This is a genomic window from Sagittula marina, assembly GCF_014196795.1.
GTDB lineage: Bacteria > Pseudomonadota > Alphaproteobacteria > Rhodobacterales > Rhodobacteraceae > Sagittula > Sagittula marina.
Genome location: NZ_JACIEJ010000004.1, coordinates 123926 through 147870, shown reverse-complemented (window position 1 = coordinate 147870; position 23945 = coordinate 123926). Strand labels below are relative to the sequence as shown.

The 23945-nt window shown below is 61.1% G+C and carries 28 protein-coding genes; 22 read left to right on the top strand and 6 right to left on the bottom strand.

Annotation, left to right across the window (positions count from 1 at the left end; genetic code table 11):
* The first annotated feature begins 274 nt into the window (after window positions 1-274).
* The 19 genes from GGQ68_RS09185 (at window position 275) to cysE (ending at window position 15821) form a co-directional block, all read left to right on the top strand.
* Window positions 275-625, top strand: coding sequence for a hypothetical protein (locus tag GGQ68_RS09185; RefSeq protein ID WP_183965250.1), 351 nt, complete (start codon window positions 275-277; stop codon window positions 623-625).
* Entirely contained in the window at window positions 561-1907 is a 1347-nt protein-coding gene (locus GGQ68_RS09180) for a DNA-packaging protein (protein WP_484592949.1), read from the top strand. The genes GGQ68_RS09185 and GGQ68_RS09180 overlap by 65 nt, the downstream gene beginning before the upstream one ends.
* Before the next feature lie 273 nt (window positions 1908-2180).
* Window positions 2181-3386, top strand: a complete 1206-nt coding sequence (locus GGQ68_RS09175; RefSeq protein ID WP_183965721.1) for a phage portal protein — start codon at window positions 2181-2183, stop codon at window positions 3384-3386.
* A 13-nt stretch (window positions 3387-3399) separates the two neighbouring features.
* Window positions 3400-3606 (top strand): GTA head formation protein, RCAP_rcc01685 family, encoded by a 207-nt coding sequence (locus tag GGQ68_RS09170; RefSeq protein WP_246429316.1) that lies wholly within the window; start codon window positions 3400-3402, stop codon window positions 3604-3606.
* A gap of 103 nt (window positions 3607-3709) precedes the next feature.
* On the top strand, window positions 3710-4258 hold the full coding sequence (locus tag GGQ68_RS09165) for an HK97 family phage prohead protease (RefSeq protein WP_183965244.1): 549 nt from the start codon (window positions 3710-3712) through the stop codon (window positions 4256-4258).
* Window positions 4259-4319: 61 nt separating this feature from the next.
* On the top strand, window positions 4320-5501 hold the full coding sequence (locus tag GGQ68_RS09160; protein WP_183965242.1) for a phage major capsid protein: 1182 nt from the start codon (window positions 4320-4322) through the stop codon (window positions 5499-5501).
* 165 nt (window positions 5502-5666) lie between these two features.
* Complete coding sequence (locus GGQ68_RS09155) at window positions 5667-6257, top strand: head-tail connector protein (protein WP_183965240.1); 591 nt, start codon at window positions 5667-5669, stop codon at window positions 6255-6257.
* Window positions 6188-6610 (top strand): head-tail adaptor protein, encoded by a 423-nt coding sequence (locus tag GGQ68_RS09150; RefSeq protein WP_343055903.1) that lies wholly within the window; start codon window positions 6188-6190, stop codon window positions 6608-6610. Before GGQ68_RS09155 ends, GGQ68_RS09150 begins: the two co-directional genes overlap by 70 nt.
* Window positions 6607-7023, top strand: a complete 417-nt coding sequence (locus GGQ68_RS09145) for a DUF3168 domain-containing protein (protein ID WP_183965236.1) — start codon at window positions 6607-6609, stop codon at window positions 7021-7023. Before GGQ68_RS09150 ends, GGQ68_RS09145 begins: the two co-directional genes overlap by 4 nt.
* A gap of 45 nt (window positions 7024-7068) precedes the next feature.
* Window positions 7069-7491: a phage major tail protein, TP901-1 family gene (locus GGQ68_RS09140; protein ID WP_183965719.1), complete on the top strand. Its 423-nt coding sequence runs from the start codon at window positions 7069-7071 to the stop codon at window positions 7489-7491.
* The gene (locus GGQ68_RS09135; protein WP_183965234.1) at window positions 7491-7823 is read left to right on the top strand and encodes a gene transfer agent family protein; all 333 of its coding nucleotides are present in this window, start codon (window positions 7491-7493) and stop codon (window positions 7821-7823) included. Before GGQ68_RS09140 ends, GGQ68_RS09135 begins: the two co-directional genes overlap by 1 nt.
* Window positions 7810-8019, top strand: a complete 210-nt coding sequence (locus GGQ68_RS09130) for a rcc01693 family protein (RefSeq protein ID WP_183965232.1) — start codon at window positions 7810-7812, stop codon at window positions 8017-8019. The genes GGQ68_RS09135 and GGQ68_RS09130 overlap by 14 nt, the downstream gene beginning before the upstream one ends.
* Window positions 8016-8675 (top strand): phage tail tape measure protein, encoded by a 660-nt coding sequence (locus tag GGQ68_RS09125; RefSeq protein ID WP_183965230.1) that lies wholly within the window; start codon window positions 8016-8018, stop codon window positions 8673-8675. The genes GGQ68_RS09130 and GGQ68_RS09125 overlap by 4 nt, the downstream gene beginning before the upstream one ends.
* Window positions 8676-8699: 24 nt before the next feature.
* On the top strand, window positions 8700-9332 hold the full coding sequence (locus GGQ68_RS09120; RefSeq protein WP_183965228.1) for a DUF2460 domain-containing protein: 633 nt from the start codon (window positions 8700-8702) through the stop codon (window positions 9330-9332).
* The gene (locus GGQ68_RS09115) at window positions 9332-10216 is read left to right on the top strand and encodes a DUF2163 domain-containing protein (RefSeq protein ID WP_183965226.1); all 885 of its coding nucleotides are present in this window, start codon (window positions 9332-9334) and stop codon (window positions 10214-10216) included. The genes GGQ68_RS09120 and GGQ68_RS09115 overlap by 1 nt, the downstream gene beginning before the upstream one ends.
* Complete coding sequence (locus tag GGQ68_RS09110; protein ID WP_183965224.1) at window positions 10213-10644, top strand: NlpC/P60 family protein; 432 nt, start codon at window positions 10213-10215, stop codon at window positions 10642-10644. The genes GGQ68_RS09115 and GGQ68_RS09110 overlap by 4 nt, the downstream gene beginning before the upstream one ends.
* A 3-nt stretch (window positions 10645-10647) precedes the next feature.
* Window positions 10648-14604, top strand: a complete 3957-nt coding sequence (locus tag GGQ68_RS09105) for a baseplate multidomain protein megatron (RefSeq protein ID WP_183965222.1) — start codon at window positions 10648-10650, stop codon at window positions 14602-14604.
* Complete coding sequence (locus tag GGQ68_RS09100) at window positions 14601-14900, top strand: DUF7742 family protein (RefSeq protein ID WP_183965220.1); 300 nt, start codon at window positions 14601-14603, stop codon at window positions 14898-14900. Before GGQ68_RS09105 ends, GGQ68_RS09100 begins: the two co-directional genes overlap by 4 nt.
* Window positions 14901-15002: 102 nt before the next feature.
* Window positions 15003-15821 (top strand): serine O-acetyltransferase, encoded by an 819-nt coding sequence (gene cysE / locus GGQ68_RS09095; protein WP_183965218.1) that lies wholly within the window; start codon window positions 15003-15005, stop codon window positions 15819-15821.
* 58 nt (window positions 15822-15879) lie between these two features.
* Here cysE and GGQ68_RS09090 read toward each other — a convergent pair whose 3' ends face one another.
* The 5 genes from GGQ68_RS09090 to GGQ68_RS09070 all read right to left on the bottom strand — a co-directional run bounded on the left by GGQ68_RS09090 (window position 15880) and on the right by GGQ68_RS09070 (window position 20276).
* Window positions 15880-17154, bottom strand: coding sequence for a 2-oxo acid dehydrogenase subunit E2 (locus tag GGQ68_RS09090; RefSeq protein WP_183965216.1), 1275 nt, complete (start codon window positions 17152-17154; stop codon window positions 15880-15882).
* Between the two features lie 3 nt (window positions 17155-17157).
* Entirely contained in the window at window positions 17158-17400 is a 243-nt protein-coding gene (locus GGQ68_RS09085) for a hypothetical protein (RefSeq protein ID WP_183965214.1), read from the bottom strand.
* 10 nt (window positions 17401-17410) lie between these two features.
* Window positions 17411-18808 carry a pyruvate dehydrogenase complex E1 component subunit beta gene (locus tag GGQ68_RS09080; protein WP_183965212.1) on the bottom strand — a complete coding sequence of 466 codons (1398 nt, stop codon included), beginning with the start codon at window positions 18806-18808 and terminating at the stop codon, window positions 17411-17413.
* Window positions 18808-19815, bottom strand: coding sequence for a pyruvate dehydrogenase (acetyl-transferring) E1 component subunit alpha (gene pdhA / locus GGQ68_RS09075; protein WP_183965210.1), 1008 nt, complete (start codon window positions 19813-19815; stop codon window positions 18808-18810). Before pdhA ends, GGQ68_RS09080 begins: the two co-directional genes overlap by 1 nt.
* A gap of 158 nt (window positions 19816-19973) precedes the next feature.
* Window positions 19974-20276, bottom strand: coding sequence for an FtsB family cell division protein (locus GGQ68_RS09070; protein WP_183965208.1), 303 nt, complete (start codon window positions 20274-20276; stop codon window positions 19974-19976).
* A gap of 251 nt (window positions 20277-20527) precedes the next feature.
* Between GGQ68_RS09070 and GGQ68_RS09065 the strand changes: the two genes are divergently transcribed.
* Entirely contained in the window at window positions 20528-21466 is a 939-nt protein-coding gene (locus tag GGQ68_RS09065; protein WP_183965206.1) for an alpha/beta hydrolase, read from the top strand.
* Between the two features lie 55 nt (window positions 21467-21521).
* Here the strand turns inward: GGQ68_RS09065 and GGQ68_RS09060 are convergent, their stop codons facing one another.
* Complete coding sequence (locus tag GGQ68_RS09060; protein WP_183965204.1) at window positions 21522-22736, bottom strand: phosphoglycerate kinase; 1215 nt, start codon at window positions 22734-22736, stop codon at window positions 21522-21524.
* 146 nt (window positions 22737-22882) lie between these two features.
* Here GGQ68_RS09060 and GGQ68_RS09055 point away from each other — a divergent pair, with 146 nt between their 5' ends.
* Window positions 22883-23392, top strand: coding sequence for a peptidylprolyl isomerase (locus tag GGQ68_RS09055; protein ID WP_183965202.1), 510 nt, complete (start codon window positions 22883-22885; stop codon window positions 23390-23392).
* Window positions 23382-23945, top strand: a complete 564-nt coding sequence (locus GGQ68_RS09050) for a peptidylprolyl isomerase (protein WP_183965200.1) — start codon at window positions 23382-23384, stop codon at window positions 23943-23945. The genes GGQ68_RS09055 and GGQ68_RS09050 overlap by 11 nt, the downstream gene beginning before the upstream one ends.

Genomic DNA, 23945 nt, shown 5'->3' with positions numbered 1-23945 from the left:
CCGTAGAATTTGTCATTTTCGCAATGCAACGTTCATCCCTCAAGCGAGAGGATGGCGCGTCAGCCCTGTGTCGCGCGTTAAGGCGTGGTTTGGAAGTGTGAACAAATTCAACGCCTTGCGTTCGATGGCCCGATTGACTGAGCGCACTGTCCTGAGTAGCTTTTCAGACATGCTGGACAAGGTGCGGCAGGGGCCAAAAGGGTAAGACCCATGGTGGCCGTTTCGTGCCTGCCCGAGGAGGGGCAACCTTACAGGCAAAAAAGGTGTCGAGCATATGAGCAGCAAACAACAACAAGGCTGTGTTCTGGTGGTTCCGGTGTGTGAGGCCGGACGTCTTGAAGCGCAACGCGAAGAGATTGCGCAGACGTTGGACGAACTGGCTGCGGATATCCGCGACCTACAGGGAAAAATCCGAAACGGCGAGGCGAAGAAAACCGAGGTCGGCGGTGTGATGTCTGACCTGCGATATTGGCTGAAAGCCCTGAGAGAAACGGAGGCTGAACTTGATACGATCAGAAAACGAGACAGTGGCATTGTCGGTGCCTGGGGGCTCGACCTTGATGCGGCAGAGCTTGAAATCGGGTGCCGTCTGGCTCGCATCCGAACCTGCTGCGAAGAGGGCTGAGTTCCTCGATGGGCTATCGGAAGGGGGGCGCATGGCGCTCCCTTTTCTTTTTGAATTCTGGGCGCATCGGCATCAGTTGCCACCAGACGGCGACTGGCGGGCTTGGGTGATCCTTGGCGGCCGTGGCGCAGGTAAAACGCGCGCGGGCGCAGAGTGGGTGCGCCGTCAGGTCGAAGGCGCATTGCCGCTGTCGCCGGGGAAAAGTCGGCGCCTGGCGATCATCGGCGAAACCTTCGACCAAGCACGCGAGGTCATGGTTTTTGGCGACAGCGGCATCATGGCCTGTTCGCCGCCGGATCGGCGCCCGACATGGCAGGCGACGCGGCGCTGTCTGGTCTGGCCCAATGGCGCCGAAGCGATGCTGTTTTCCGCCAGCGAACCTGAGGCGCTGCGCGGGCCACAGTTCGACTGCGCATGGGTCGATGAATTGGCGAAGTGGAAGAAAGCGCGCGACACGTGGGACATGCTGCAATTCGGCTTGCGCCTGGGCGCGCATCCGCAGGTGTGTGTGACGACGACTCCGCGCAACGTCGGTGTGTTGAAGGAACTCATGGCGGTGCCGTCCACTGTGGTCACGCAAGCGCCGACGGAGGCGAACCGCGCCAATCTGGCGAGCAGTTTTCTACAAGAGGTGAGGGCGCGTTATGCCGACACTTCGCTTGGGCGGCAGGAGTTGGACGGGATGTTGCTGGATGAGGTGGATGGCGCGCTTTGGACGCGAGAGATGATGGATGCCGCGAAAGGGGGACTGGTGCCCGGTCTGGAGCGCATCGTGGTTGCCGTCGATCCTCCTGCGGGGGACACGAAAAGATCAGACGCCTGTGGGATCGTGGTGGCCGGGGCGTGGCGCGCGGAGGACGGGCGTTTGCACGTTCATGTGCTGGAGGACGCCAGTGTACGCGGTATGCGGCCGCAAGGATGGGCGGGCGTGGTGGCGGCCGCAGCGAAGCGCTGGGGTGCGCACAGGGTTGTGGCCGAGGTAAACCAAGGCGGGGCTATGGTGGAGGAGGTGCTTCATCAGGTGGACCCGGATCTTCCGGTGCGCCGTGTTCATGCGACCGACGGCAAGAGTGCGCGGGCGGAGCCTGTGGCTGCCTTGTATGAACAGGGGCGGGTACGTCACGCCGGCGGGCTGTCTGAGCTGGAGTCGCAATTGTGCCTGATGACACCGATGGGGTTCGAGGGCCAGGGCAGCCCGGATCGTGTCGATGCGTTGGTTTGGGCGGTTACTGAGTTGGTCTTTGGCCGTGGACCGCAGGCGCCGCGCGTCCGGTCTGCTTGACAGGAAGGTCGGGGGCAGCCCCGACCTTCGATGTTTCTAATTATGTATCTGATATTGCGTGTAAAAGATAGTGGTCTGGGCACCGTACGGTGGTCCTACGCAGCCTTAACCTCCCAATCATAGTCTGTATCTCGAAGCGCGATTGACCGTGGGTCTTCGCCAGTTTGACGAGAAGCCAAGACCAAGGGCCGTGAGACAGGATGTCGGCGCGCTCGGAGGTTTGTCACGGGGCCTGGCGGCTTGGTGACGACCGGAGGGAAAAGGAGCATGACCATGGTATTCGATTTTCTGCGGCGGTCCGGACCGCGCGATGTGGCGTCGGCTGTGCCTGAGGTGAAGGCCTCTGCCACCGGGCGCGTTGTCGCTCATATGTCCGGCGGACGCGTGGCCTGGAGCCCTCGGGATACGGTGTCGTTGACGCGGCAGGCATTTGCGGGCAATCCGGTAGGGTTTCGCGCGGTGAAGCTGATCGCGGAGTCGGCGGCGGCACTGCCCTTGGTGCTTCAGGATCAGACGGCACGGTACGCGGAGCATCCGATCCTGAAACTTGTCACGGCACCGAACCCCGGCCAGGGGCGGGCGGAATTGTTCGAAGCGCTCTATGGCCAGCTGCTGCTGTCGGGGGATGGCTACGTCGAAGCGGTCGCCGGTGAACAGGGGCTGCCCTATGAGCTGCATGTTTTGCGCTCTGACCGGATGAGCGTCGTGCCGGGCCCGGATGGGTGGCCTGTAGCTTATGTCTACGAGGTGGCGGGGCGCAAGCATCGCTTCAATGTGACCGGGCCGGTGTCGCCTGTTCTTCATGTAAAGACGTTTCATCCGCAGGATGATCACTACGGCTTATCGCCTTTGCAGGCGGCGGCGCAGGCCGTCGATGTGCACAACAGCGCGTCACGTTGGTCTAAGGGGTTGCTTGATAACGCGGCGCGCCCCTCTGGTGCGATTGTCTGGAAGGGCGCGGATGGCCAAGGGCACCTGACAACGGAGCAATATGACCGCCTGACCGCCGAGATGGAGGCGCATCACCAAGGCGCGCGCAACGCCGGGCGCCCGATGCTGCTGGAAGGTGGCCTGGATTGGAAGCCGATGGGCTTCTCGCCCAGCGATATGGAGTTCCAGAAGACCAAGGAAGCAGCGGCGCGGGAGATCGCTGTGGCCTTTGGCGTCCCGCCGATGCTGTTGGGGATTCAGGGTGAGGCGACCTATGCGAACTATGCCGAGGCGCATCGCGCGTTCTATCGTCAAACCGTGCTGCCGTTGGCCTCAAAGGTGGCGCAACAGGTGGGGCGTTGGCTGTCGGATTTTGTCGGCGAAGACGTCGAGCTGCGGCCGGATCTTGATCAGGTGCCTGCGCTTGCCGCGGAGCGGGATGCGGTTTGGAACCGCGTGGCCTCGGCGGATTTCCTGACGGTGGCTGAGAAGCGCGCGGCGCTGGGCTTGCCGGCGTTGGATGCGGATGCGGACCTTGGCGGTGACTGAACGACGCAGTCGAATGGAGCCTTTTGCCTGTGCGCCGGGGATGCGGCTGGAGGCACATGAGAGGGTCTCGAAGTTGCAGTTCGAGGCTTTGAACGACCGCTTCACACGGCTTGAGGCCCTGATGGAACGGTTGGAGCGACGGCTGTGGCTGGCGGTCTACGGCGTGGCGGCGGTGATCCTGGCGCAAGCGTTCCAAGGAATTTTGAGCGTCGCACCGTAGGTGCGCCGGGCAGAAGGCACCGTAGGTGCGCCAGGCGAAAGCCACCGTAGGTGCGCTGAATTTCAATGCGCTGCGAGGTGAGCACCTCAAAGGAGATATGGAAATGGATCTGGAACACAAGTTCTGCCGCTTCGATCAGGACGCGGTTTTGGTCGAAGGCATGAAGATAGAAGGCTACGCCTCACTCTTTGGCAAGTGCGACCAAGGCGGTGACGTTGTGTCAAAGGGGGCCTATGCCCGCTCGCTGAAGCGGCTGATGTCCGAGGGGCGCGCCGTAAAGATGTTGTGGCAACATGACCCGGCGCAACCCATCGGCATCTGGGACGAGGTGCGTGAGGATGAGCGCGGCCTGTTCGTAAAAGGCCGGCTACTCGACAGTGTGGAAAAGGGGCGGGAAGCCGCCGCGCTGATAGAAGCGGGCGCTATTGATGGTCTGTCCATCGGCTATCGCACGCTGAAATCAACCAAGAATGACAGAGGCCACCGGCTTCTGGCGGAACTGGAGCTTTGGGAGGTGTCGCTGGTGACCTTTCCAATGCTGCCCAGTGCGCGGGTGTCGTCCAAGGGGGAAGAGCCTCCTCAGGATATGGACGGCCTGCGTGAGTTGGCGGAGGCCCTGGAGGGTATGCGCCGGAACCTGACGGGCGTCTGACGCACGTCACGCATGGCCGCACCCCATGGGCGCGGTAGGGCACAATACGAGGAACATCAAGATGAGTGACACCGGGACCACGTCTCGGACCGGGGAAGATGTGTCTCCGGTCGCCCGAGTGAGTGCCGCGATGGCGGGACTGATCGGGGACTACAAGGCCATTCAGGCCGAACTGGAAGAAAAGCTTTCAAAACAGGAAGAGCGACTGACCATGCTTGATCATAAATCCGCCTTGGCGAAACGCCCAGCCCTTTCGACCCGCACCGAGGTCGAAGCCCCCCACCAGAAGGCGTTCGATGCCTATCTGCGTTCAGGGGATGATGATGGCCTTCGGGGCATTGAACTTGAAGGCAAGGCGATGTCCACAGCCGTAAATGCGGACGGCGGCTACTTGGTGGATCCTGCTACCTCGCAGATCATCAAGTCTAAGCTGGAAAGCCTTGTGTCGATCCGCGCAATTTCCAACGTCGTGAACGTTGAAGCCTCTGCTTTCGACGTCCTGATTGACCGCAATGACACCGGCGCGGGCTGGGCGGCGGAGACCTCCACGGCCGCTGAGACCGCGACGCCGACCATCGAACGCATTTCGATCCCGCTGTATGAGCTGAATGCCATGCCAAAGGTCTCGCAGCGTCTGCTGGATGACGCGGCGTTCGACGTGGAAAGCTGGCTGGCGGGTCGCATCGCGGACAAGTTCATTCGTGCCGAAGCGGCGGCCTTCATTTCTGGCGACGGTGTGGATAAGCCCACAGGCCTGCTGACCAATACCATCGTTGCAAACGCCACATGGTCCTGGGGGTCGCTCGGCTATGTGGCATCCGGGTCTGCCTCTGCGATCGACGACGCGGATGCGCTTATCGATCTCGTTTACGCGCTGGACAGCCGCTATCGCCCGAATGGCACCTTCGTGATGAATTCGAAGACCGCCGGCGCGCTGCGCAAACTCAAGGACAACGATGGACGTCACCTGTGGGCAGACGGGTTGGCTGCGGCGGAGCCAGCGCGCCTGATGGGCTACAAGGTATTGATCGCAGAAGACATGCCGGACATCGGGAGCAACACCTATCCGATCGCGTTTGGTGACTTCGGTGCGGGTTACACCATTGCGGAGCGTCCAGACATTCGCGTCCTGCGCGACCCGTTCTCTGCGAAGCCGCATGTGCTGTTCTATGCCTCCAAGCGCGTGGGCGGCGGTGTCAGCGACTATTCGGCGATCAAGCTGCTGCGCTGCGCAACGTCGTAAACGCGGACCGGACCGGGGGGTGGTGAGAGCCACCTTCCGACGGGCGCGCGTGGTCCTGAGTTGTCCAGCTTCCCCTCCGCCCGTGCGACCTGGGCGGCGCGCGCCCACCTGATGATGGGGGCCCGAGCCGCAGCGGCGGTGGGCCGAGGATTTCGGAGAAGAAACATGATGTTGGTGGAAGAAACACAGGTGGCGGAGGCGGCTCTTCCCGTGGATGCGTTCAAGGCGCATTTGCGATTGGGCAGCGGCTTTTCCGAGACCGACCTGCAGGACGATCTGCTCGTCGCCTTCTTGCGGGCAGCGCTTGCAGCGATTGAAGCTCGTACATCCAAGGCCCTTATTCAGCGCGGTTTCGTGGTAACGTTTGAGGCGTGGCAGAATTACGGACAGCAAAACCTGCCGATTGCACCGGTCCAGTCTGTGACGGATGTCGTCGTTGTTGATGCCTTTGGCGGCACCGATGTGATGGACCCGGGCAAGTATCGTCTGATCAAGGACAATTTTGCGCCAAAACTGCGGGCGCTGGGCAGCTTTCCAAGCGTTCCGGAAGACGGGTCGGTGGAGATCCGATTTCAAGCTGGGTTCGGTTTCAGCTTTGGTGACGTGCCGGATGATCTGAAGCAGGCGGTGATGCTTCTGGCTGCACATTACTACGAGTATCGCGATGAAACAGCTCTGGGTCAGGGATGCATGCCCTTCGGCGTGACAAGCCTGATCGCGCGCTATCGTCCTGTGCGCATCGGACTGGGCGCATGAGGGGCGGGGCGGCACAGCGGTCTTTGCGACTGAACCACAAGGTGGTTCTCGAGACCTCGGGGGCGATTCCTGACAATGCGGGCGGCTCGTCTGTAACTTGGCTGCCGGTTGGCACTCTTTGGGCGAAGGTGAAGCCTGGGGCAGGGCGGTTGAGCACAGGCGAAGCTGGCGCGGTTTCCACCACGGATTTTGATGTCTGGGTGCGCGCGGCGCCGATTGGTCAGTGGGCACGTCCCGTACCGGGCCAGCGGTTCACAATGGCCGGTCGGCGTCTGCTGATCGAGTCCGTCACGGAACAGGAACCACACGGACTGTACCTGCGATGCCTCTGCAAAGAGGAGGTTTACGTATGACCTATGCGCTTTCGGCTTCCTTGCAGACGGCTGTCTTTGGACTGCTTCAGGACAACATGCAGCTTGGGTTGATGGTAGATGGGAACATCTTCGACAATCCGCCGTCAGGTCCGTTGCCCGCGATGTATGTTGCGCTTGGCCCGGAGCGGGTGCGGGACGCAAGCGATGGCAGCGACAGCGGTGCCTGGCATGAATTCGTGATTTCCGTGGTGTCAGAAAATTCAGGTTTTCTGGGTGCCAAGCAAGCCGCCGGTCTGGTGAGCGACAGCTTGCAGGATGCGCAGGTCGCACTGACCCGTGGTCGGCTGATCGGCATGTGGTTTCGCAAAGCCACCGCCAAACGGGAAACCGATGGGCGACGTCGGATTGATCTGACGTTTCGCGCTCGGGTCGAGGACACGACTGCGCCTTGAGGGGCCGGTCAGGGACAACCAAACATCTTGGACGGAGTATGAATGATGGCTGCTCAAAACGGCAAAGATCTGTTGATCAAAGTGGACATGACCGGCAATGGGGTCTTTCAAACCATGGCGGGGCTGCGGGCGACGCGGATCAGTTTCAACGCCGATAGTGTGGATGTGACCACGCTCGAAAGCCAGGACGGCTGGCGGGAACTGCTGGCGGGTGCCGGGGTGAAATCGGCCAACATCAGCGGGTCTGGCGTCTTCAAGGATGACAGCTCGGACGAGCGCGCGCGGCAGATTTTCTTTGATGGTGTCACCCCGGACTTTCAGGTGATCATTCCGGATTTCGGCACGGTCGAAGGCAAGTTTCAGCTGACATCTATCGAGTACGCGGGATCTCACAACGGCGAGGCGACCTATGAGATGGCGCTTGCCTCTGCGGGGCATCTGGTCTTCACCGCCGCCCCGGTGGCGTGATGGCCAATCCATGGCGGGGGGATGTGGCGCTGGTCATCGATGGTAAGCGCCATGTGATGCGGCTGACGCTTGGTGCGTTGGCGGAGCTTGAGGCAGGTTTGCAGACCGGATCCCTGGTGGAGCTGGCGCAGCGCTTCGAGGCGGGCAACTTCAGCACTCGTGATGTTTTGGCGCTGATCGTGGCTGGCCTGCGCGGCGGTGGCTGGGCTGGACGGGCTTCGGACCTGACGACAGCTGAAATCGAAGGCGGGCCTATGGTGGCAGCTCGGGCTGCGGCTGAGCTGTTGGCCCGTGCCTTCATGGTGCCGGAGCAGGCAGATGGCGGGGCCTGAGCCGCAAGGCTTTGACTGGCCCGCGTTGATGCGTGCCGGCATGCGGGGCCTCGGGTTGAAGCCTTGGGAGTTCTGGGCGCTGACCCCCGCCGAATTGCAGATGCTGCTTGGTGAAGGCTCTGGCGGGCGCCCATTGGGGCGTCAGCGGCTGGACGCGCTGATGGCGGCCTTTCCGGACAGGAGTGACGAGATATGAATACGCTGGATGTGGATGATCTGGGCGAAGAGGCGGCCAAGCTGGAACGATCCCTGTCCGGGGCCACCAGCATGGCAGCGGCCTTTGACGCAGAAATGCACAGGATCAACACGACCTTTTCCGCCACGGGGCGCAGCGCCGTCCGGTTGGAGGCAAGCCTGTCGCGTGGTGTGTCGCGCGCCATCGACGGCGTGGTGCTGGATGGCATGAAGCTGTCGGACGCGCTGGGCACCGTAGCGCAGTCGATGATCGACGCGGCATGGAAAGCCGCGGTCCGTCCTGTGGCCAATCATGTCGGTGGCTTCATAGCCTCCGGCGTGTCGTCGGTACTGGGCGACCATTCATCATTTGCGAAGGGGGGCGGTTTTGCCCAAGGCCGGGTGATGCCCTTTGCCAACGGTGGGATCGTGAATGGCCCGACGGTCTTTCCGGTGCGGGGCGGTGCGGGCCTGATGGGCGAGGCAGGGCCCGAAGCCATCATGCCACTGGCACGTGGGGCCGATGGCAAACTGGGCGTGCGGGCTGCTGGTGGCAGTCAGCCGGTCACGGTGGTCATGAATATTTCGACGCCGGATGCGCGGTCTTTCGAGCGCAGCCAAAGCCAGATCGCGGCACGAATGAGCATGGCGCTGGGCCGTGGTGCGCGCAATCGCTGAAAATCAAGGTAGACGGAGGGACAGATGGGCTTTCACGAGGTGAGATTTCCGACGGACCTGAGCTTTGGCTCGGTCGGCGGGCCAGAGCGGCGGACCGACATCGTCTCGCTGACAAGCGGGTTCGAAGAGCGCAACACGCCGTGGGCACATTCGCGCAGGCGTTACGATGCGGGGCTTGGGATGCGGTCGCTGGATGACGTGTCCTCGGTGATTGATTTCTTCGAGGCACGGCAGGGGCAACTGTTCGGATTCCGATGGAAGGACTGGGTTGATTTCAAATCCTGCTTACCGTCTGACACGATATCTGCGTCGGACCAGGTCATTGCGTTGGGGGATGGGGCGACGGTCAGTTTTCCGCTGATCAAGACCTATCGTTCGGGCGAGGGATCCTATGTGCGGCCGATTACCAAGCCCATCGCAGGCACAGTGGTGATTGCCGTTGATGGAACCGCTTTGAACGAGGGAGCGGATTTTACCGTCGATGCAAGTACGGGGATCGTCACCTTCGCCACCGCGCCGGCCTCAGAGGAGGAAATTACCGCCGGTTTCGAATTTGACGTGCCGGTCCGCTTTGACACGGATCGGATCACGGTCAGCGTGGCGAGCTTTCGCGCGGGCCAGGTGCCGGATGTGCCGGTCGTGGAGGTGCGGGTCTGATGGGACGAGAAGCGTTACATGCGCATCTGGCAGAGGGTGTCAGTACGGTCGCACGCGCCTGGGCAGTCACACGGTCGGACGGCATCACCCTTGGCTTCACCGACCATGATCGTGACCTTGCCTTTGATGGCGTGACCTTCAAGGCGGAGACAGGCTTAACCGCCCGAGCGTTGGCACAGGCGACGGGTCTGTCGGTGGACAACACTGAGGCGATGGGCGCGCTCACCGATACTGCGATCCGTGAGGAAGACATCGCTGCTGGCCGCTATGACGGGGCGGAGGTGACAGCGTGGTTGGTGAATTGGGCTGATGTCGACGCCCGGCGCGTCATGTTCCGAGGCCATATCGGCGAGCTTCGTCGTGGCGACGGTGCGTTCCACGCCGAATTGCGCGGGCTGACGGAACGACTGAACCGACCTGTAGGGCGCGTATTTCAAAAGCCCTGCACAGCGGTCTTGGGCGACAGTTCCTGTGGCTTTGACCTCGGAACCGGAGGCTACCGTCATGACACAGCTTTGAACGCGGTCGAAGATGCACGGGTGTTCGATTGCGGGATGTTGTCTGAATTTGCAGATGGCTGGTTTCAACGTGGCAAGCTGACAGTTTTGAGCGGTTCAGCTTCGGGCCTCGTTGCGGCGATAAAACGTGATCACCGGACATCCGATGGCTCTCGTGTCATCGAGATCTGGGAACCGCTGCGCGCGAAACCGCAGGCGGGCGACTTGGTGCGGCTCGATGCTGGCTGTGACAAGCAGTTCCGCACCTGTCGCGAAAAATTCGCCAACCTGATCAACTTTCAAGGGTTCCCGGATGTGCCGGAGGATGACTGGATGACAGTCCAACCTTCCAGTGCAAAGTCAAAAACCGGGGGGAGCCGACGATGACCGCCATTGTGACCGCTGCGCGCGCCTGGATCGGGACACCCTATGTGCATCAGGCGTCTGCCAAAGGGGCCGGATGCGATTGCCTTGGCCTGTTGCGCGGTGTCTGGCGCGACATCATAGGGTCAGAGCCGGAGCCCATCCCGGCCTATACCCGAGATTGGTCTGAACCTCAGGGGGATGAGCGTCTTCTGCGCGCGGGCCTGACCCATCTTCGCCGCAAGACACTGACTGATGCGGCTCCCGGTGATGTGCTGCTGTTCCGTATGCGCGATGGCGCTGTGGCCAAACACATAGGCGTGCAGGCTGAGGTCGGTCAATCCCCGAGTTTTGTCCATGCCTACAGCGGTCACGGCGTGATCGAAAGCGCGCTAAGCGCACCATGGGCGCGGCGGGTGGTGGCCCGTTTTACCTTTCCAACGGAGGCTTGAGCGATGGCAACGATCCTTTTATCCGCTGCAGGGGCGGCCATCGGCAGTTCGATCGGTGGATCCGTGCTGGGGCTGTCTGCCATGGCGGCCGGACGTTTTGTCGGGGCTGCTGTTGGCCGTTCCATTGATGCGCGACTAATGAGCCAGCGCCTTATGGGGCAGGGGTCGGACGTGGTGGAAACGGGTCGCGTTGAGCGGTTTCGCATCACAGGCTCTGGTGAGGGCCATCCGATTGGTCAGGTCTACGGGCGTGCCCGCATCGGCGGTCATGTGATCTGGGCGACGGAATTCGAGGAACATCGCAAGAAGAGCGGTGGCTCCGGCGGGGGCAAGGGGACGTCATCGCCGGCGGAGCCGAAGGGTGTGAGCTACAGCTACACAGTAAGCCTTGCGATGGCGCTTTGCGAGGGAGAAATCACTGGCGTCAATCGGATCTGGGCCGATGGCGCAGAAATACCCATCGATGATCTGAATATGCGCGTCTACTCCGGCAGCCAGGACCAGCAGCCTGATCCGAAGATGGAAGCCGTCGAGGGAACGGGGATGGTGCCGGCATATCGTGGTACGGCCTATGTTGTTATAGAAGACTTGGATTTGACGCGCTTTGGCAATCGCGTGCCTCAGTTTAGCTTTGAGGTCACGCGCCCTGACCTTGGCTCGGACCAACTGCCCGCCTTGTTGAACGCCGTTGCGATGATACCGGGAACGGGCGAGTACGCCTTGGCCACAGAGCCGGTGTATTGGAACCATCAGGCAGGGTCCGACAGGATCTTTGGCGTCGGGTCAGGCGGCCAGGCCGTGGCCAATGTCAATTCACCGGCAGAAGAGCCGGATTTCAACACGTCTCTGCGCCAATTGACCGACGAGGCACCGGCCTGCACAGCAAGCTCGCTGATCGTGAGCTGGTTCGGCAGTGACCTGCGCTGTGGCACATGTCAGATCATGCCAAAGGTCGAGCAAACCGAATACGACGCCAAGATGGCGTGGACGGTGAGCGGCGTAACGCGGGATGAGGCGCTCGAAGTTCCAACGGAGAACGGTCGTCCTGTCTATGGGGGGACACCAACCGACCAATCCGTCATCCAGTCGATCCAGAAGATGAACGACCAAGGTTTGGACGTGATGTACTATCCCTTCATCTTGATGGAGCAGATGGACGGAAACGGACTAACTGATCCGTGGACGGGCGATCCAGATCAGCCCGTTTTACCTTGGCGTGGTCGCATCACCTTGAGCGCGGCACCGGGGCAGAGCGGCTCGCCCGATCAATCAGCCGCCGCCGATACGGAGGTTGATGCGTTTTTTGGTACAGCGCAGGCTTCGGATTTCTCAATCAATGACGGCGTCGTAAGCTACAGCGGCCCATCGGAATGGCGCTACAACCGGTTCATTCTGCATCAGGCGGCATTGTGCGCTGCGGCGGGCGGCGTTGAGGCGTTCTGCATCGGATCTGAAATGCGTGGGCTGACGCAAATCCGTGGGGTTGCGGGCTTTCCTGCCGTGATGGCCTTGAAAGCTCTGGCCGTACAGTGTCGTGCGATTCTCGGGCCAGAGGTGAAGATCGGCTATGCCGCCGATTGGACGGAGTATTTCGGTTATCATCCGCAGGACGGATCTGGTGATCTCTATTTTCACCTCGACCCTCTTTGGAGCGACCCGAACATCGATTTTGTCGGCATTGATAACTACATGCCGCTGTCTGATTGGCGCGATGAGAGCGACCATGCAGATGCGGAATGGGGCGCAATCCACAACATCGATTATCTGCGCGCCAACATAGAGGGCGGTGAGGGCTACGATTGGTATTATCCCTCGCAGGAGGCGCGTGAGACGCAGACCCGCGCGGTGATCACCGATGGCACCTACGGGGAGCCATGGGTTTGGCGGTACAAGGACATCCGCAATTGGTGGGGCAATCCCCACCACGAGCGCATCGGGGGCGTCCGTCTGGCGTCATCCACGGCGTGGGTTCCGCAAAGCAAGCCCATCTGGTTTACGGAACTGGGCTGTGCCTCGGTGGACAAGGGTACAAACCAGCCAAACAAATTCGTCGATCCGAAGTCTTCTGAATCCAGCTTGCCGCATTATTCGAATGGCTTGCGAGACGAGGCAATCCAGCACCAATACCTTCGCGCGATGCTGGGTTACTGGGGTGAGGCTGCCAACAACCCGACCTCTGGCGTCTACGGCGGCCCGATGCTGGATATGAACCGCGCGTTTGTCTGGGCGTGGGATGCACGACCTTTTCCTTGGTTTCCTGCCAATGAGGATCTTTGGTCAGATGGGCCAAACTACCGCGCTGGGCATTGGTTGAACGGACGGGTTTCCGGGCGGACGCTATCGTCCGTGGTAGATGAAATTTGCCAGCGGGTTGGCCTCACGCATGTCGACACCAGTGGGCTTGTCGGCTTCGTCCGCGGGTATGTGGGCCCGGGCGTTGCAGATGCGCGGCAAAGCTTGCAGCCGCTGATGCTGGCCTATGGGTTTGACGCCATCGAGCGGGATGGCGCGCTGGTCTTTCGGATGCGCAACGGGCAGTCTCCGGTTGATCTGGAGCTGGATGCGCTCGCGGTCAGCGATGAAACGGATGGCGACCTTGTGCAGGTGCGCGCCGGCGAGGCGGAGATGACAGGCCGTGTGCGCCTGGGCTTTGTGCTCGCCGATGCCGACCACCAGATTGCAGCTGAAGAAGCTGTGCTGCCCGATGATGCCACCCACGCCGTCGCAGACACGGATATAGCTCTCTCCATGACCCGTGCGGAGGGGCGGCAGACTGCGGAACGCTGGCTGGCTGAGGCTCGCGTGGCGCGCGACACCCTGCGCTTTGCCCTGCCGCCATCGCGGATTGCAATTGGCGCGGGGGATGTGGTGCGGGTGCCTACAAAATCCGGTCCTGTACTGGCTCGCGTCGATCGGGTGGACGTGATGGACCATCAAGTGATCGACGCAGTGCGGATCGAACCGGATGTCTTCCAACCGTCGCCGTATCATGATGAAGGCATGTCGCTCCGGCCATTTACAGCCGTCGGTCCGGTGACGCCGTTGTTCATGGACTTGCCGCTCATGAGCGGTGAGGAGGTGCCGCATGCGCCACATCTGGCGGTCACGGCGCAGAATTGGGCCGGATCTGTCGCGGTCTATGACGCGCCGGACGACGCGGATTATACGCTCAACACGCTGATACACACTCGCGCGGTGGTTGGTGTCACCCAAACCCCTCTCATGGCCGCTCGCCCTGGATCGATAGACCCCGGAGCGCCATTGCGCGTTCGGCTCGCCCATGGTGTCTTGTCCTCCATCGGAGAGGCGGCCTTTCTTGCCGGGGGCAACTTGATGGCCATTGGCGATGGAACGGCTGGCAATTGGGAGTTGTTCCAGTTTCGGGATGCGGCTTTGCTGTCTAAAGATCAATGGGCCTTGTCTCATCGTCTGCGCGGCCAGGCGGGCAGCGATTCCGTGATGCCGGAGGTCTGGCCCGCCGGGTCCTACGTTGTGCTGATGAATGGCGCTGCGGAGCAAATCGGTTTGTCGCCTTCGCTCAGACGCGTTTCACGCCATTTTCGGATCGGGCCGGCCAAGCGCGCCTATGACGACCCGTCTTTCGTACATCAGGTAGAAGCGTTCCACGGAAATGGTCTTCGTCCCTATCGTCCGGCGCATCTGACTGTCATGGAAACCGGTGGAGATCTGTCGCTCAGCTGGGTGAGACGCACGCGTATCGACGGAGATGGCTGGGACCTTTACGAGGTGCCGCTCGGCGAGGACAGCGAAGCCTATCTGGTCCGCGTGCTGCAAGCGGGAACTGTCGTGCGCGAGGTTCAGACAGACACGCCAAACTGGACCTACACGGCGGCTGAGCAATCCGCGGACAATCTGTCGGGCAGCTACGATCTTGCTGTGGCGCAGATCTCGGGACGCTTCGGTCCCGGACCCTTTGCCAGTATGCGACGAGAGGCATGAGACCGGTCCTCGCAGGCGATGTAACCGCTGTGGCGCGCGCTTTGTTGCGCGTGCCACAGTCCGTGCGCCCCGGACTTGCCCATGATATCATTGCGCAAGCCCATGCTGCGGACCGTCATCGACGCAGGCTTGGCAAATGCCACGCGCATTGGGGTGATGGTACTTTGATGGCCGCCGCCCTAGCGCATCCGATTGCGAAAGAGCCGAATTTCGGCGACCCGGACTATCTTCACTGTCATGCCACGATCATTGACGCCTTGCGCAGGCATTTTGCACCCAGCAAAGAGCGGATTTGAACATTTCTTTTGACAAACTGCGTCATCACGGAATTGCGTTTCTCATGATAGGGGCTATCTGCTAATCTAATCCTCAAGTTTGAGGCCCAAGGAGGACGCCGTATGGCTGAGACACGCGCAAGACTGGCCGAGGTGGATCCCGTTTGGGGGCGCATCACGCACGAAGCAGAAGAGGCGGTTGCCGCTGAGCCACTTCTGGGTGGCATGGTGCATTACTCTATTCTACACCATCCCAGCCTTGAACGCGCGCTTAGTTTCCGCACGTCCCTGAAGCTCGCGAATGGTGAAATGTCGGAACAGATTCTGCGGGAAATCTGTGATGAGGCATATGCCTCCGACCCGGAACTGGGCCAGGCAGCGCGCGCGGACATCACGGGCACCTTTGAACGTGATCCAGCGTGTCATCGCTACCTTCAACCGCTTTTGTTTTTCAAAGGATTTCAAGCGGTTCAGGCCTATCGGGTCGCTAATTGGCTATGGCGGCAAGGGCGCAAGGATCTGGCGTATTTCTTTCAGATGCGCTCCTCAGAGGCTTTTGGCATTGATATCCACCCCGCGGCACGCATCGGGCGGGGGATCATGATCGACCACGCACACTCCATCGTCATCGGGGAGACAGCAGTGGTCGGCGACAACGTATCGATGCTGCATTCGGTGACGCTGGGCGGCACCGGTAAGGAAGACAGCGATCGCCATCCCAAGATCGGTGACAACGTTCTTATCGGCGCGGGCGCTAAGGTTCTGGGCAATATCAAAGTGGGGCGCTGCTCCCGCATTGCGGCCGGTTCTGTGGTTCTCAAAGAGGTTCCGCCTTGCACCACCGTCGCGGGCATTCCGGCCAAGATCGTCGGCGAAGCGGGCTGCGACCAGCCCGCAATGCAGATGGATCATGTGTTCAAAGGTGACACCTTCGGAATGTAAAAGCGTCCGACAATTGAAGTAAAGGCCCGGAGGATTTCGGGGCCTTATGCAGTCTTAATCAGACAAGCATCGCCACAGGATTTTCTAGGTTGTCCTTGATCGCGCCGAGCAATTCAGCCCCCAGCGCCCCATCAATCACTCTGTGATCCACTGATAGCGTCACCGACATCACGGTGGCGACCCCCAGAGTACCATCTGCGCCTACCACAGGCTTCTTGATCCCTGCGCCCACGGCGAGGATCGCCGCCTGAGGCGGGTTAATGACAGCATCGAAATTCTCCACCCCCATCATTCCCAGATTGGAAATGGCAAAGCTCCCGCCTTCATACTCTTGTGGGGCAAGCTTGCGGTCACGGGCCCGTGCTGCAAGGTCTTTCATTTCAGATGACAGCTGCGAGAGCGATTTGCTTTCGGCGTCTCTCAACACCGGGGTGAACAGCCCGCCTTCAATGGCCACCGCCACGGAAACGTCCGAGGGGGTGAGCTGCAAAACCCGGTCACCCGCCCAAACGGCATTGGCCGAGGGCACTTCCTGCAGTGCGAGTGCGCAGGCCTTGATAATGAAGTCGTTCACCGACAGCTTCATGCCACGCTTTGCCAGCTGGGCATTGAGCTGTTCCCGAAACGACAGGAGCGCATCAAGCCGTATTTCCCTGCGAAGATAAAAATGCGGGATGGTCTGCTTTGCCTCGGTCAGACTTGCGGCAATGGTGCGACGCATGCCATCCAGCGGCACCTCGGTATACGCCCGATCTGCATAGAGCGCCAAAACGCTGTCCGGATCGACCGGGGCAGGTGCGGGCGCTGCGGAGGGTGCCGCCTTTTTCGACGGCGGTGCAGTCGCAACCGAACCTTCCAGGGCCCTTTCCACATCTGCTTTGACGATCCGGCCGCGTGGCCCGGACCCGGTGATCTGTCTGAGGTCCAAGCCGCGTTCGTCAGCAATGCGGCGCGCCAGCGGTGAGGCGTAGATACGCGCACCTTTATCACCAGACCCAACGGCAGGAGCCACGGTCGGCGTCGCCGCGACCTCTGGCTCGGGGACTGATACCGACGCGCCCAGTCCAGACCCAAGGTCCGCACCGCTTTCGCCCTCTTCCAGCAGCATGGCAATCACCGTGCCCACCTTCACCTGTGCGGTGCCTTCGGCCACGTCGATCCGGGCAATCACCCCTTCGTCCACGGCTTCGAATTCCATCGTTGCCTTGTCCGTCTCTATCTCTGCGATCACATCGCCAGAGGAGACCGTGTCGCCCTCCTTCACCAGCCATTTGGCCAATGTCCCTTCCTCCATCGTCGGAGACAGGGCAGGCATCTGGATCTCGATAGGCATTGCTCAGGCCTCCGCTTCCAGCACCATGCCGTCAAAGGGGGCGGGGGGCACCTCGCCCTTCACCAGCTTGCCAATGGCCTGTGCCAGTTCAAACCTTTGCGCGGCGGCCCATTCCTCCGCACCATCTTTTGTGACTTCCATCATCTCGCGTTCCAGCAAAGGCATGGGAACCAAGGCAGTGTGCGGCCCCATGCCAACGGCAAGCCCGTTCGGGCCAAGGCCCAGGATCTCGATCTCTTCAGCCATGACGCTCCCTTCAGCGATAGGTGACTTTGTGGACGGCAGCGATCACCTCGTCGGTGGTCACCAGCGCATGTTTTTCCAGATTGGCGGCGTAGGGCATCGGCACATCCTTACCTGTCAGGTTGATCACCGGCGCGTCGAGATAATCGAACGCCTCCTGCATCAATTTGGCCGAGATATGGTTGCCGATGCTGGCCACCGGAAAGCCCTCTTCGATCGTGACACAGCGGTTGGTCTTTTGCACGCTCGCAATCACCGTGGCAGTGTCGAGTGGCCGCAGTGTACGCAGATCGATGACCTCGGCGCTGATCCCCTCGGCTGCCAGCTTTTCAGCGGCTTCCAGCGCGTAGGTCATGCCGATCCCAAAGCTTACCAGCGTGACGTCCGTGCCCTCTCGCCAGATGCGGGCTTTGCCGAAAGGCACGGTGAAATCCTTCATGACGGGCACGTCGAAGGACCGCCCGTACAAGATCTCGTTTTCGAGGAAAACCACCGGATTCGGATCGCGGATCGCACTTTTCAGCAGGCCCTTCGCGTCAGAAGCCGAATACGGCATACACACCTTCAGCCCCGGTATATGGGTGTACCATGCGGCGTAATCCTGACTGTGTTGTGCGCCGACGCGGGCCGCTGCGCCGTTGGGGCCACGGAATACGATCGGGCACCCCATTTGCCCGCCGGACATGTACAGGGTCTTGGCTGCGGAATTGACGATCTGGTCTACCGCCTGCATGGCGAAGTTGAAGGTCATGAATTCGACAATCGGGCGCAAACCGCCAAAGGCCGCGCCGACGCCGATCCCGGCAAAGCCATGTTCCGTAAACGGCGTGTCCATCACGCGCTTCGATCCGAATTCGTCCAGCAATCCCTGGCTGATCTTGTAGGCACCCTGATACTCGCCCACTTCCTCGCCCATGAGGAACACGTCTCCGTCCCGGCGCATCTCTTCGGCCATCGCGTCGCGCAATGCCTCTCGGACCGTCTGGCTGCGTGTCTGTGTCCCCTCGGGCCAATCGGGTTCCGGCGCGGTCCACTCGGGCGCATCCTGTGTTGACGAACCGGGGGAGGGGTGCTGCTTGGCAGATGCAGGTGCGCTTTCCGAGGTCAGCATCTTGTCGGCCGGAACCGGCTGTTGCGCAGGGCGGTTGGGCGGAGCCGCGACAGTCTCGCCATCTTCCACCAGCACGGCGATGGGGGTGTTCACCGCGACGTTGGCCGTGCCGTCAGCCACCAGCAGGCGGCCAATGACGCCCTCATCCACGGCCTCGAATTCCATCGTTGCCTTGTCGGTCTCGATTTCTGCGATCACATCGCCGGAGTGTACGGTGTCGCCCTCTTTCACCAGCCATTTGGCCAATGTGCCTTCTTCCATCGTGGGGGAGAGCGCGGGCATGAGGATCTCGGTCGCCATCAGTTGGCCTCCCCTGCGTCTGCGTAAACATCCGTCCAAAGTTCGTCCAGCTTCGGCTCGGGGCACTTGCGTGCGAAATCAGCGGCGTCTGTCACCACCGCCTTGATCTCCTTGTCGATGGCTTTCAGGTCATCCTCGGTTGCGTGCTTTCCCTGCAGCAATAGCTCACGGACATGTTCGATCGGGTCTCGTTCAGAGCGCATCTTCTGCACCTCTTCCCGCGTGCGATACTTCGCCGGATCGGACATGGAGTGGCCGCGATAACGGTATGTCTTGATTTCGAGGATATACGGCCCCTTACCGGATCGGCAGTGTTTCACCGCTTTCTCGCCCGCGTCCCGCACCGCCAGCACGTCCATCCCATCGACGATTTCGCCGGGAATGCCAAAGGCTTCTCCGCGCGTGTGCAGATCCGGCGTGGAGGTGGAGCGCACCTGCGCCGTGCCCATGGCGTATTGGTTGTTTTCAATCACAAAGATCACGGGCAGTTTCCACAATGCGGCCATGTTGAAGGTCTCGTAGACCTGACCCTGATTTGCCGCGCCATCGCCGAAATAGGTGAATGTCACGTTCTGGTTGCCGCGATACTTGTCCGAAAACGCCAACCCGGCCCCAATCGGCACTTGCGCGCCAACAATCCCGTGACCTCCGTAAAAGTGCTTTTCTCGGCTGAACATATGCATCGAGCCGCCTTTGCCTTTGGAATAGCCGCCCTCTCGTCCCGTCAGCTCTGCCATGACGCCCTTTGGGTCCATGCCGCAGGCCAGCATATGCCCGTGGTCGCGGTACGAGGTGATGCGTTTGTCACCTTCTTCTGCAGTGGATTCCAGCCCAACGACGACGGCTTCCTGACCGATATAAAGGTGACAGAATCCTCCGATCAGACCCATGCCATAAAGCTGTCCGGCTTTTTCCTCGAACCGGCGGATCAGCAGCATGTCGCGATACCAAGTCTTCAGCGCATCGGCTGAGACGTTCGGCTTTGCAGCCGGCTTTCGCGTGACCATCGCCTCTCCTCCCCAGGACATGTTTAATATTAAACGGTTGCCACAGAGGGTAGACTGGCCGGCCGATGGCGTCCAGACAACGCAAGATTATTTCGCGCTCAATACGTCAGATTAATGGGCACGGGTCTGGGATCTACGCATAAAGTCAGGACGGGGCTCTAGTTCACGACGATCTCGTCGCCGCGCACCAGCCCCAGCACATCGCGAGCCTGCTGGTCGAGCAGGTCGATGTCCAGATAGTCATCCGACAGACGCATGGTGAGATTTTCCATGCGCGTCACCTCGTCCTGCAATTCGTCCAGCTCTGCTTGCAGCTTTGAGGATTCCACTGAAATCTCGGCACGGCGAAACACGCCAAAATCCCCCTGCACGGCGGCAAAGGTAAAATAGGCCGAAAGGCTCATGGTCCCTGCAAAGAACACAAGGCTGCCGAGCGACGGACGAGATTGGCGGTGCGTCATGAATGTGTCTGCCTGCGGTGCATCGTCTCTGGATGCTATTGTCGCCAATTTGTCATAGGCAGCGAATCGGTGAAACCAACACTGTTGTGAGGCCGCGAATCGGCTTCGGACCGTTGCATTCCTGCCATGACCAAAGCTTCTCTGGCGTCAGCCGCATGCCAGGGTATCTTGCGCCCATGACGCGATTCCCTTTTTCTATCCTGCTTGGTCTGGTTCTCTTGGCTTGCGCGCCGCGCGGAGTGGTGACGTTGATGCCAACTCTCGCCGGGGCGGAGCCTCAGGTTCAGCAGGTTTTTGTCGCCTCGAATCGCCTGCCGCGTAAAGTCGAACAGTCGATCTTCTTCGGCCAGCAGTTGGGCGATGTGCGTGATCCGACCTTGCGTTTTGGTCGGGTGGACCTGTCGGTGCCGCCGGCGCACACCACCGGCCAGATCGAATGGCCTGGAAGTGCCGTGCCGGACCCACAAAAGCACTTCATCGTCAGCGCCAGTGTCGGGTACCAAAACGCGGAGGCCTTCGTCGCCGCGCTAGACCAGCATGGCGCACCTGGCGAGGAGGTGGTGCTGTTCGTCCACGGCTTCAACATCAACAACGCCGAAGCGATTTATCGGCTGGGGCAGGTCGCGGTCGACTATGACGCCCGCGTCCCGGTGATCGCATTTTCATGGCCGTCAGCGGGCAGTCCGCGTGGCTACGCCTACGACCGTGACAGCGTGATGTTTTCCCGCGATGGGTTGGAGACTTTGCTGACAGCGCTCGACCAAGGCGGCCACGGTGTGCTGGTGGTGGCGCATTCCATGGGCAGCCAATTGGTGATGGAGACGCTGCGGCAAATGTCGATCTCCGGCAACCGCGCGGCTCTTGCCAATGTGACCGGCGTCGCGCTCATCAGCCCGGACATCGACGAGGATGTCTTTGTCCGTCAGGCCAGCCGCATAAAACCCTTCCCGCGCCCCTTTACCCTGCTGGTGTCAGAGCGGGACAGGGTCTTGGAACTCTCGGCCTTTCTGACCGGCAAACCCACTAGGCTCGGCTCTATCGACGACCCTGCGAGGCTGGGCCGCCTTCCTGTGCAGGTCATCGACCTGACGGACATGAAAGGGGGGGCTCGCGGCGGCCATTTGACCGCCTTTACCGCGCCAGAGGCCATTCGCCTGCTGAAGGACATGAGCGGCAGTCCGGGTGGCTGACAACGCAAAACGGCTCGGAACCAGTCCGAGCCGCCTGTTCTTGTCTCACGAAGGGTCAGCCTTCGGCAGTGGCTTTCTCACCTTGATCGAGTGCCGCGACGCCGGGCAGAACCTTGCCCTCCATCCATTCGAGAAACGCGCCGCCCGCGGTTGAAATGTAAGAGAAATCTTCCGCTGCCCCGGCTTTGTTCAAAGCTGCAACCGTGTCACCGCCGCCCGCGACGGACACAAGCTGACCGTGTTCGGACCGGGCCGCCGCGTGTTTGGCCGCCGCATTGGTCGCCGCATCGAACGGCTCGATCTCGAAGGCGCCCAGCGGACCGTTCCAGATCAGGGTTTTCGCGTCGTCGATGGCCTGCTTGATATGGGCCACACTGTCGGGCCCGGCATCGAGGATCATCGCATCAGACGGGCAGTTCTCGGTCAGCACGATCTCGTTCTCGGCACCGGCCTTGAACTCACGCGCGACGACGACGTCACGCGGCAGAAGCAGGGCGCAACCCGTGGTCACGGCCTTCTCCGCGATTGCCTTCGCGGTGTCGGTCATGTCGTGCTCGCACAGCGATTTGCCCACATTGATGCCCTGGGACGCGAGGAAGGTGTTCGCCATCCCGCCACCGATCACCAGCATGTCGACCTTTTCAACAAGGTTGGACAGAAGATCCAGCTTGGTGGACACTTTGGCGCCGCCGACCACCGCCAGCACAGGGCGCTCCGGTGAGCCAAGCGCCGATTCCAACGCCTGCAATTCGCCCTGCATCAGGCGACCGGCACAGGACGGCAGCAACCGCGCCAGCGCCTCGGTCGAGGCATGGGCGCGGTGCGCGGCAGAGAACGCATCGTTGCAATAGATGTCGCCCAGTTCGGCCATTTGTGCCGCGAGCGCCTCGTCATTTTTCTCTTCGCCGGCATGGAAACGGGTGTTCTCCAGCAGCGCCACCTGGTTTTCTTCCAGCGTGTCGACGACGGCTTGCGCCACCGGTCCAATACAGTCGTCTGCAAAGACCACGTCGGCCCCCAGAACATCCTGCAGCGCGGGCACCAGCATCTTCAGGCTCATGTCATCGCGGCGTTCCCCCTTGGGGCGGCCGAAATGGGCCAGCAGCACCGGCTTGCCGCCGCGGGCGAGAATATCCTGAACTGTCGCGGCGATCCGCTCCATCCGGGTGGTGTCCGTGACTTTCCCATTTTCGACCGGCACGTTGATATCGACGCGCGTCAGCACCCGCTGGCCATCAAGATCCATGTCATCAAGGGTTTTCCAGGTCATGTCTTTGCTCCCATATCCCTGAATACGCGAGGGTCCGCGCACTTTTGCACCGTGTTGCCCTCTGCGCGGCCCAAGGTCAACGTCTGCTTGGCTTTGCGCGCGCAGCACGATACACATCCCGGCAATGTGGACAAGGAGTGGACCCCATGGCTGAGATCAAGGATCCCGAGAACACCATCGTGATGGAACTCAAAGGTGGCACTGTCACCATCGCACTGATGCCCGACGTTGCGCCCAAGCACGTTGAACGCATGAAAGAGCTGGCCCGTGCAGGTGCCTATGACAACGTGGCCTTCCACCGCGTCATCGACGGCTTCATGGCGCAGACCGGCGATGTCGAGCATGCCAACATGGAAAAAGACTACAACCCACGCCGCGCTGGCACAGGCAGTTCCGAGCTGCCGGATCTGCCCGCGGAGTTTTCCCGCGTGCCGCATGCCCGCGGCACCCTGGGCGCGGCGCGGTCGCAGAACCCGAACTCTGCCAACTCGCAGTTTTTCATCAACTTCAAGGACAACGATTTCTTGAACGGCCAGTACACGGTCTACGGTCAGGTGATCGAAGGCATGGAGCATGTCGACGCCCTTACGCGTGGCGAGCCGCCCGCGAACCCGGATCGCATGATCTCTGTAAAGGTGGCCGCAGATGTTGCGTAAGCTGACTCTGGCTCTGACGGTTCTGGCAGGCCCTGCGCTGGCCACGGGCCTGCAGATCGAGGTCGCCGGCGAAGGCGGCCCCAAGGGCACCATTGCCATCGACCTGTTTGAGAACGTCGCGCCGAACCATGTGGCACAGGTCACCAAGCTGGCTGAACAGGGTGCCTATGACGGTGTCGTGTTTCACCGGGTGATCGACGGCTTCATGGCGCAGACCGGCGACGTGCAGTTCGGCGATGCAACCGACGATGGGTTCGACATGCGGCGCGCTGGCACCGGCGGGTCTGACCTTGGCATGATCGGTGCGGAATTCTCCGACCGGGCGTTCGAGCGTGGCGTCGTGGGCATGGCCCGGTCGCAATCGCCGGACAGCGCCAACTCTCAGTTCTTCATCATGTTCGAGCCCGGCCCGTTTCTGAACGGTCAGTACACGGTCATCGGTGAAGTCACGAGCGGCATGGACGTGGTCGACGGCATCAAGCGTGGCGCAGCCCGCTCTGGCGCAGTGTCTGGCGAGCCGGACCGTATGACCAAAGTCACTGTCACCAACTGA

Excerpts from the sequence above, each read along its gene's own strand:
- GGQ68_RS09155 (WP_183965240.1), top strand. The coding sequence starts at position 5,667 with ATGATGTTGGTGGAAGAAACACAGGTGGCGGAGGCGGCTCTTCCCGTG.
- GGQ68_RS09160 (WP_183965242.1), top strand. The coding sequence starts at position 4,320 with ATGAGTGACACCGGGACCACGTCTCGGACCGGGGAAGATGTGTCTCCG.
- GGQ68_RS09080 (WP_183965212.1), bottom strand. The coding sequence starts at position 18,808 with ATGGCGACCGAGATCCTCATGCCCGCGCTCTCCCCCACGATGGAAGAA.
- GGQ68_RS09135 (WP_183965234.1), top strand. The coding sequence starts at position 7,491 with ATGGCCAATCCATGGCGGGGGGATGTGGCGCTGGTCATCGATGGTAAG.
- GGQ68_RS09175 (WP_183965721.1), top strand. The coding sequence starts at position 2,181 with ATGGTATTCGATTTTCTGCGGCGGTCCGGACCGCGCGATGTGGCGTCG.
- GGQ68_RS09065 (WP_183965206.1), top strand. The coding sequence starts at position 20,528 with ATGCCAACTCTCGCCGGGGCGGAGCCTCAGGTTCAGCAGGTTTTTGTC.
- GGQ68_RS09140 (WP_183965719.1), top strand. The coding sequence starts at position 7,069 with ATGGCTGCTCAAAACGGCAAAGATCTGTTGATCAAAGTGGACATGACC.
- GGQ68_RS09165 (WP_183965244.1), top strand. The coding sequence starts at position 3,710 with ATGGATCTGGAACACAAGTTCTGCCGCTTCGATCAGGACGCGGTTTTG.
- GGQ68_RS09120 (WP_183965228.1), top strand. The coding sequence starts at position 8,700 with ATGGGCTTTCACGAGGTGAGATTTCCGACGGACCTGAGCTTTGGCTCG.
- GGQ68_RS09180 (WP_484592949.1), top strand. The coding sequence starts at position 561 with ATGCGGCAGAGCTTGAAATCGGGTGCCGTCTGGCTCGCATCCGAACCT.
- GGQ68_RS09145 (WP_183965236.1), top strand. The coding sequence starts at position 6,607 with ATGACCTATGCGCTTTCGGCTTCCTTGCAGACGGCTGTCTTTGGACTG.
- GGQ68_RS09170 (WP_246429316.1), top strand. The coding sequence starts at position 3,400 with ATGGAGCCTTTTGCCTGTGCGCCGGGGATGCGGCTGGAGGCACATGAG.
- pdhA (WP_183965210.1), bottom strand. The coding sequence starts at position 19,815 with ATGGTCACGCGAAAGCCGGCTGCAAAGCCGAACGTCTCAGCCGATGCG.
- GGQ68_RS09070 (WP_183965208.1), bottom strand. The coding sequence starts at position 20,276 with ATGACGCACCGCCAATCTCGTCCGTCGCTCGGCAGCCTTGTGTTCTTT.
- GGQ68_RS09100 (WP_183965220.1), top strand. The coding sequence starts at position 14,601 with ATGAGACCGGTCCTCGCAGGCGATGTAACCGCTGTGGCGCGCGCTTTG.
- GGQ68_RS09150 (WP_343055903.1), top strand. The coding sequence starts at position 6,188 with ATGCATGCCCTTCGGCGTGACAAGCCTGATCGCGCGCTATCGTCCTGT.
- GGQ68_RS09105 (WP_183965222.1), top strand. The coding sequence starts at position 10,648 with ATGGCAACGATCCTTTTATCCGCTGCAGGGGCGGCCATCGGCAGTTCG.
- GGQ68_RS09185 (WP_183965250.1), top strand. The coding sequence starts at position 275 with ATGAGCAGCAAACAACAACAAGGCTGTGTTCTGGTGGTTCCGGTGTGT.
- GGQ68_RS09090 (WP_183965216.1), bottom strand. The coding sequence starts at position 17,154 with ATGCCTATCGAGATCCAGATGCCTGCCCTGTCTCCGACGATGGAGGAA.
- GGQ68_RS09060 (WP_183965204.1), bottom strand. The coding sequence starts at position 22,736 with ATGACCTGGAAAACCCTTGATGACATGGATCTTGATGGCCAGCGGGTG.
- GGQ68_RS09050 (WP_183965200.1), top strand. The coding sequence starts at position 23,382 with ATGTTGCGTAAGCTGACTCTGGCTCTGACGGTTCTGGCAGGCCCTGCG.
- GGQ68_RS09055 (WP_183965202.1), top strand. The coding sequence starts at position 22,883 with ATGGCTGAGATCAAGGATCCCGAGAACACCATCGTGATGGAACTCAAA.
- GGQ68_RS09110 (WP_183965224.1), top strand. The coding sequence starts at position 10,213 with ATGACCGCCATTGTGACCGCTGCGCGCGCCTGGATCGGGACACCCTAT.
- cysE (WP_183965218.1), top strand. The coding sequence starts at position 15,003 with ATGGCTGAGACACGCGCAAGACTGGCCGAGGTGGATCCCGTTTGGGGG.
- GGQ68_RS09125 (WP_183965230.1), top strand. The coding sequence starts at position 8,016 with ATGAATACGCTGGATGTGGATGATCTGGGCGAAGAGGCGGCCAAGCTG.
- GGQ68_RS09130 (WP_183965232.1), top strand. The coding sequence starts at position 7,810 with ATGGCGGGGCCTGAGCCGCAAGGCTTTGACTGGCCCGCGTTGATGCGT.
- GGQ68_RS09115 (WP_183965226.1), top strand. The coding sequence starts at position 9,332 with ATGGGACGAGAAGCGTTACATGCGCATCTGGCAGAGGGTGTCAGTACG.
- GGQ68_RS09085 (WP_183965214.1), bottom strand. The coding sequence starts at position 17,400 with ATGGCTGAAGAGATCGAGATCCTGGGCCTTGGCCCGAACGGGCTTGCC.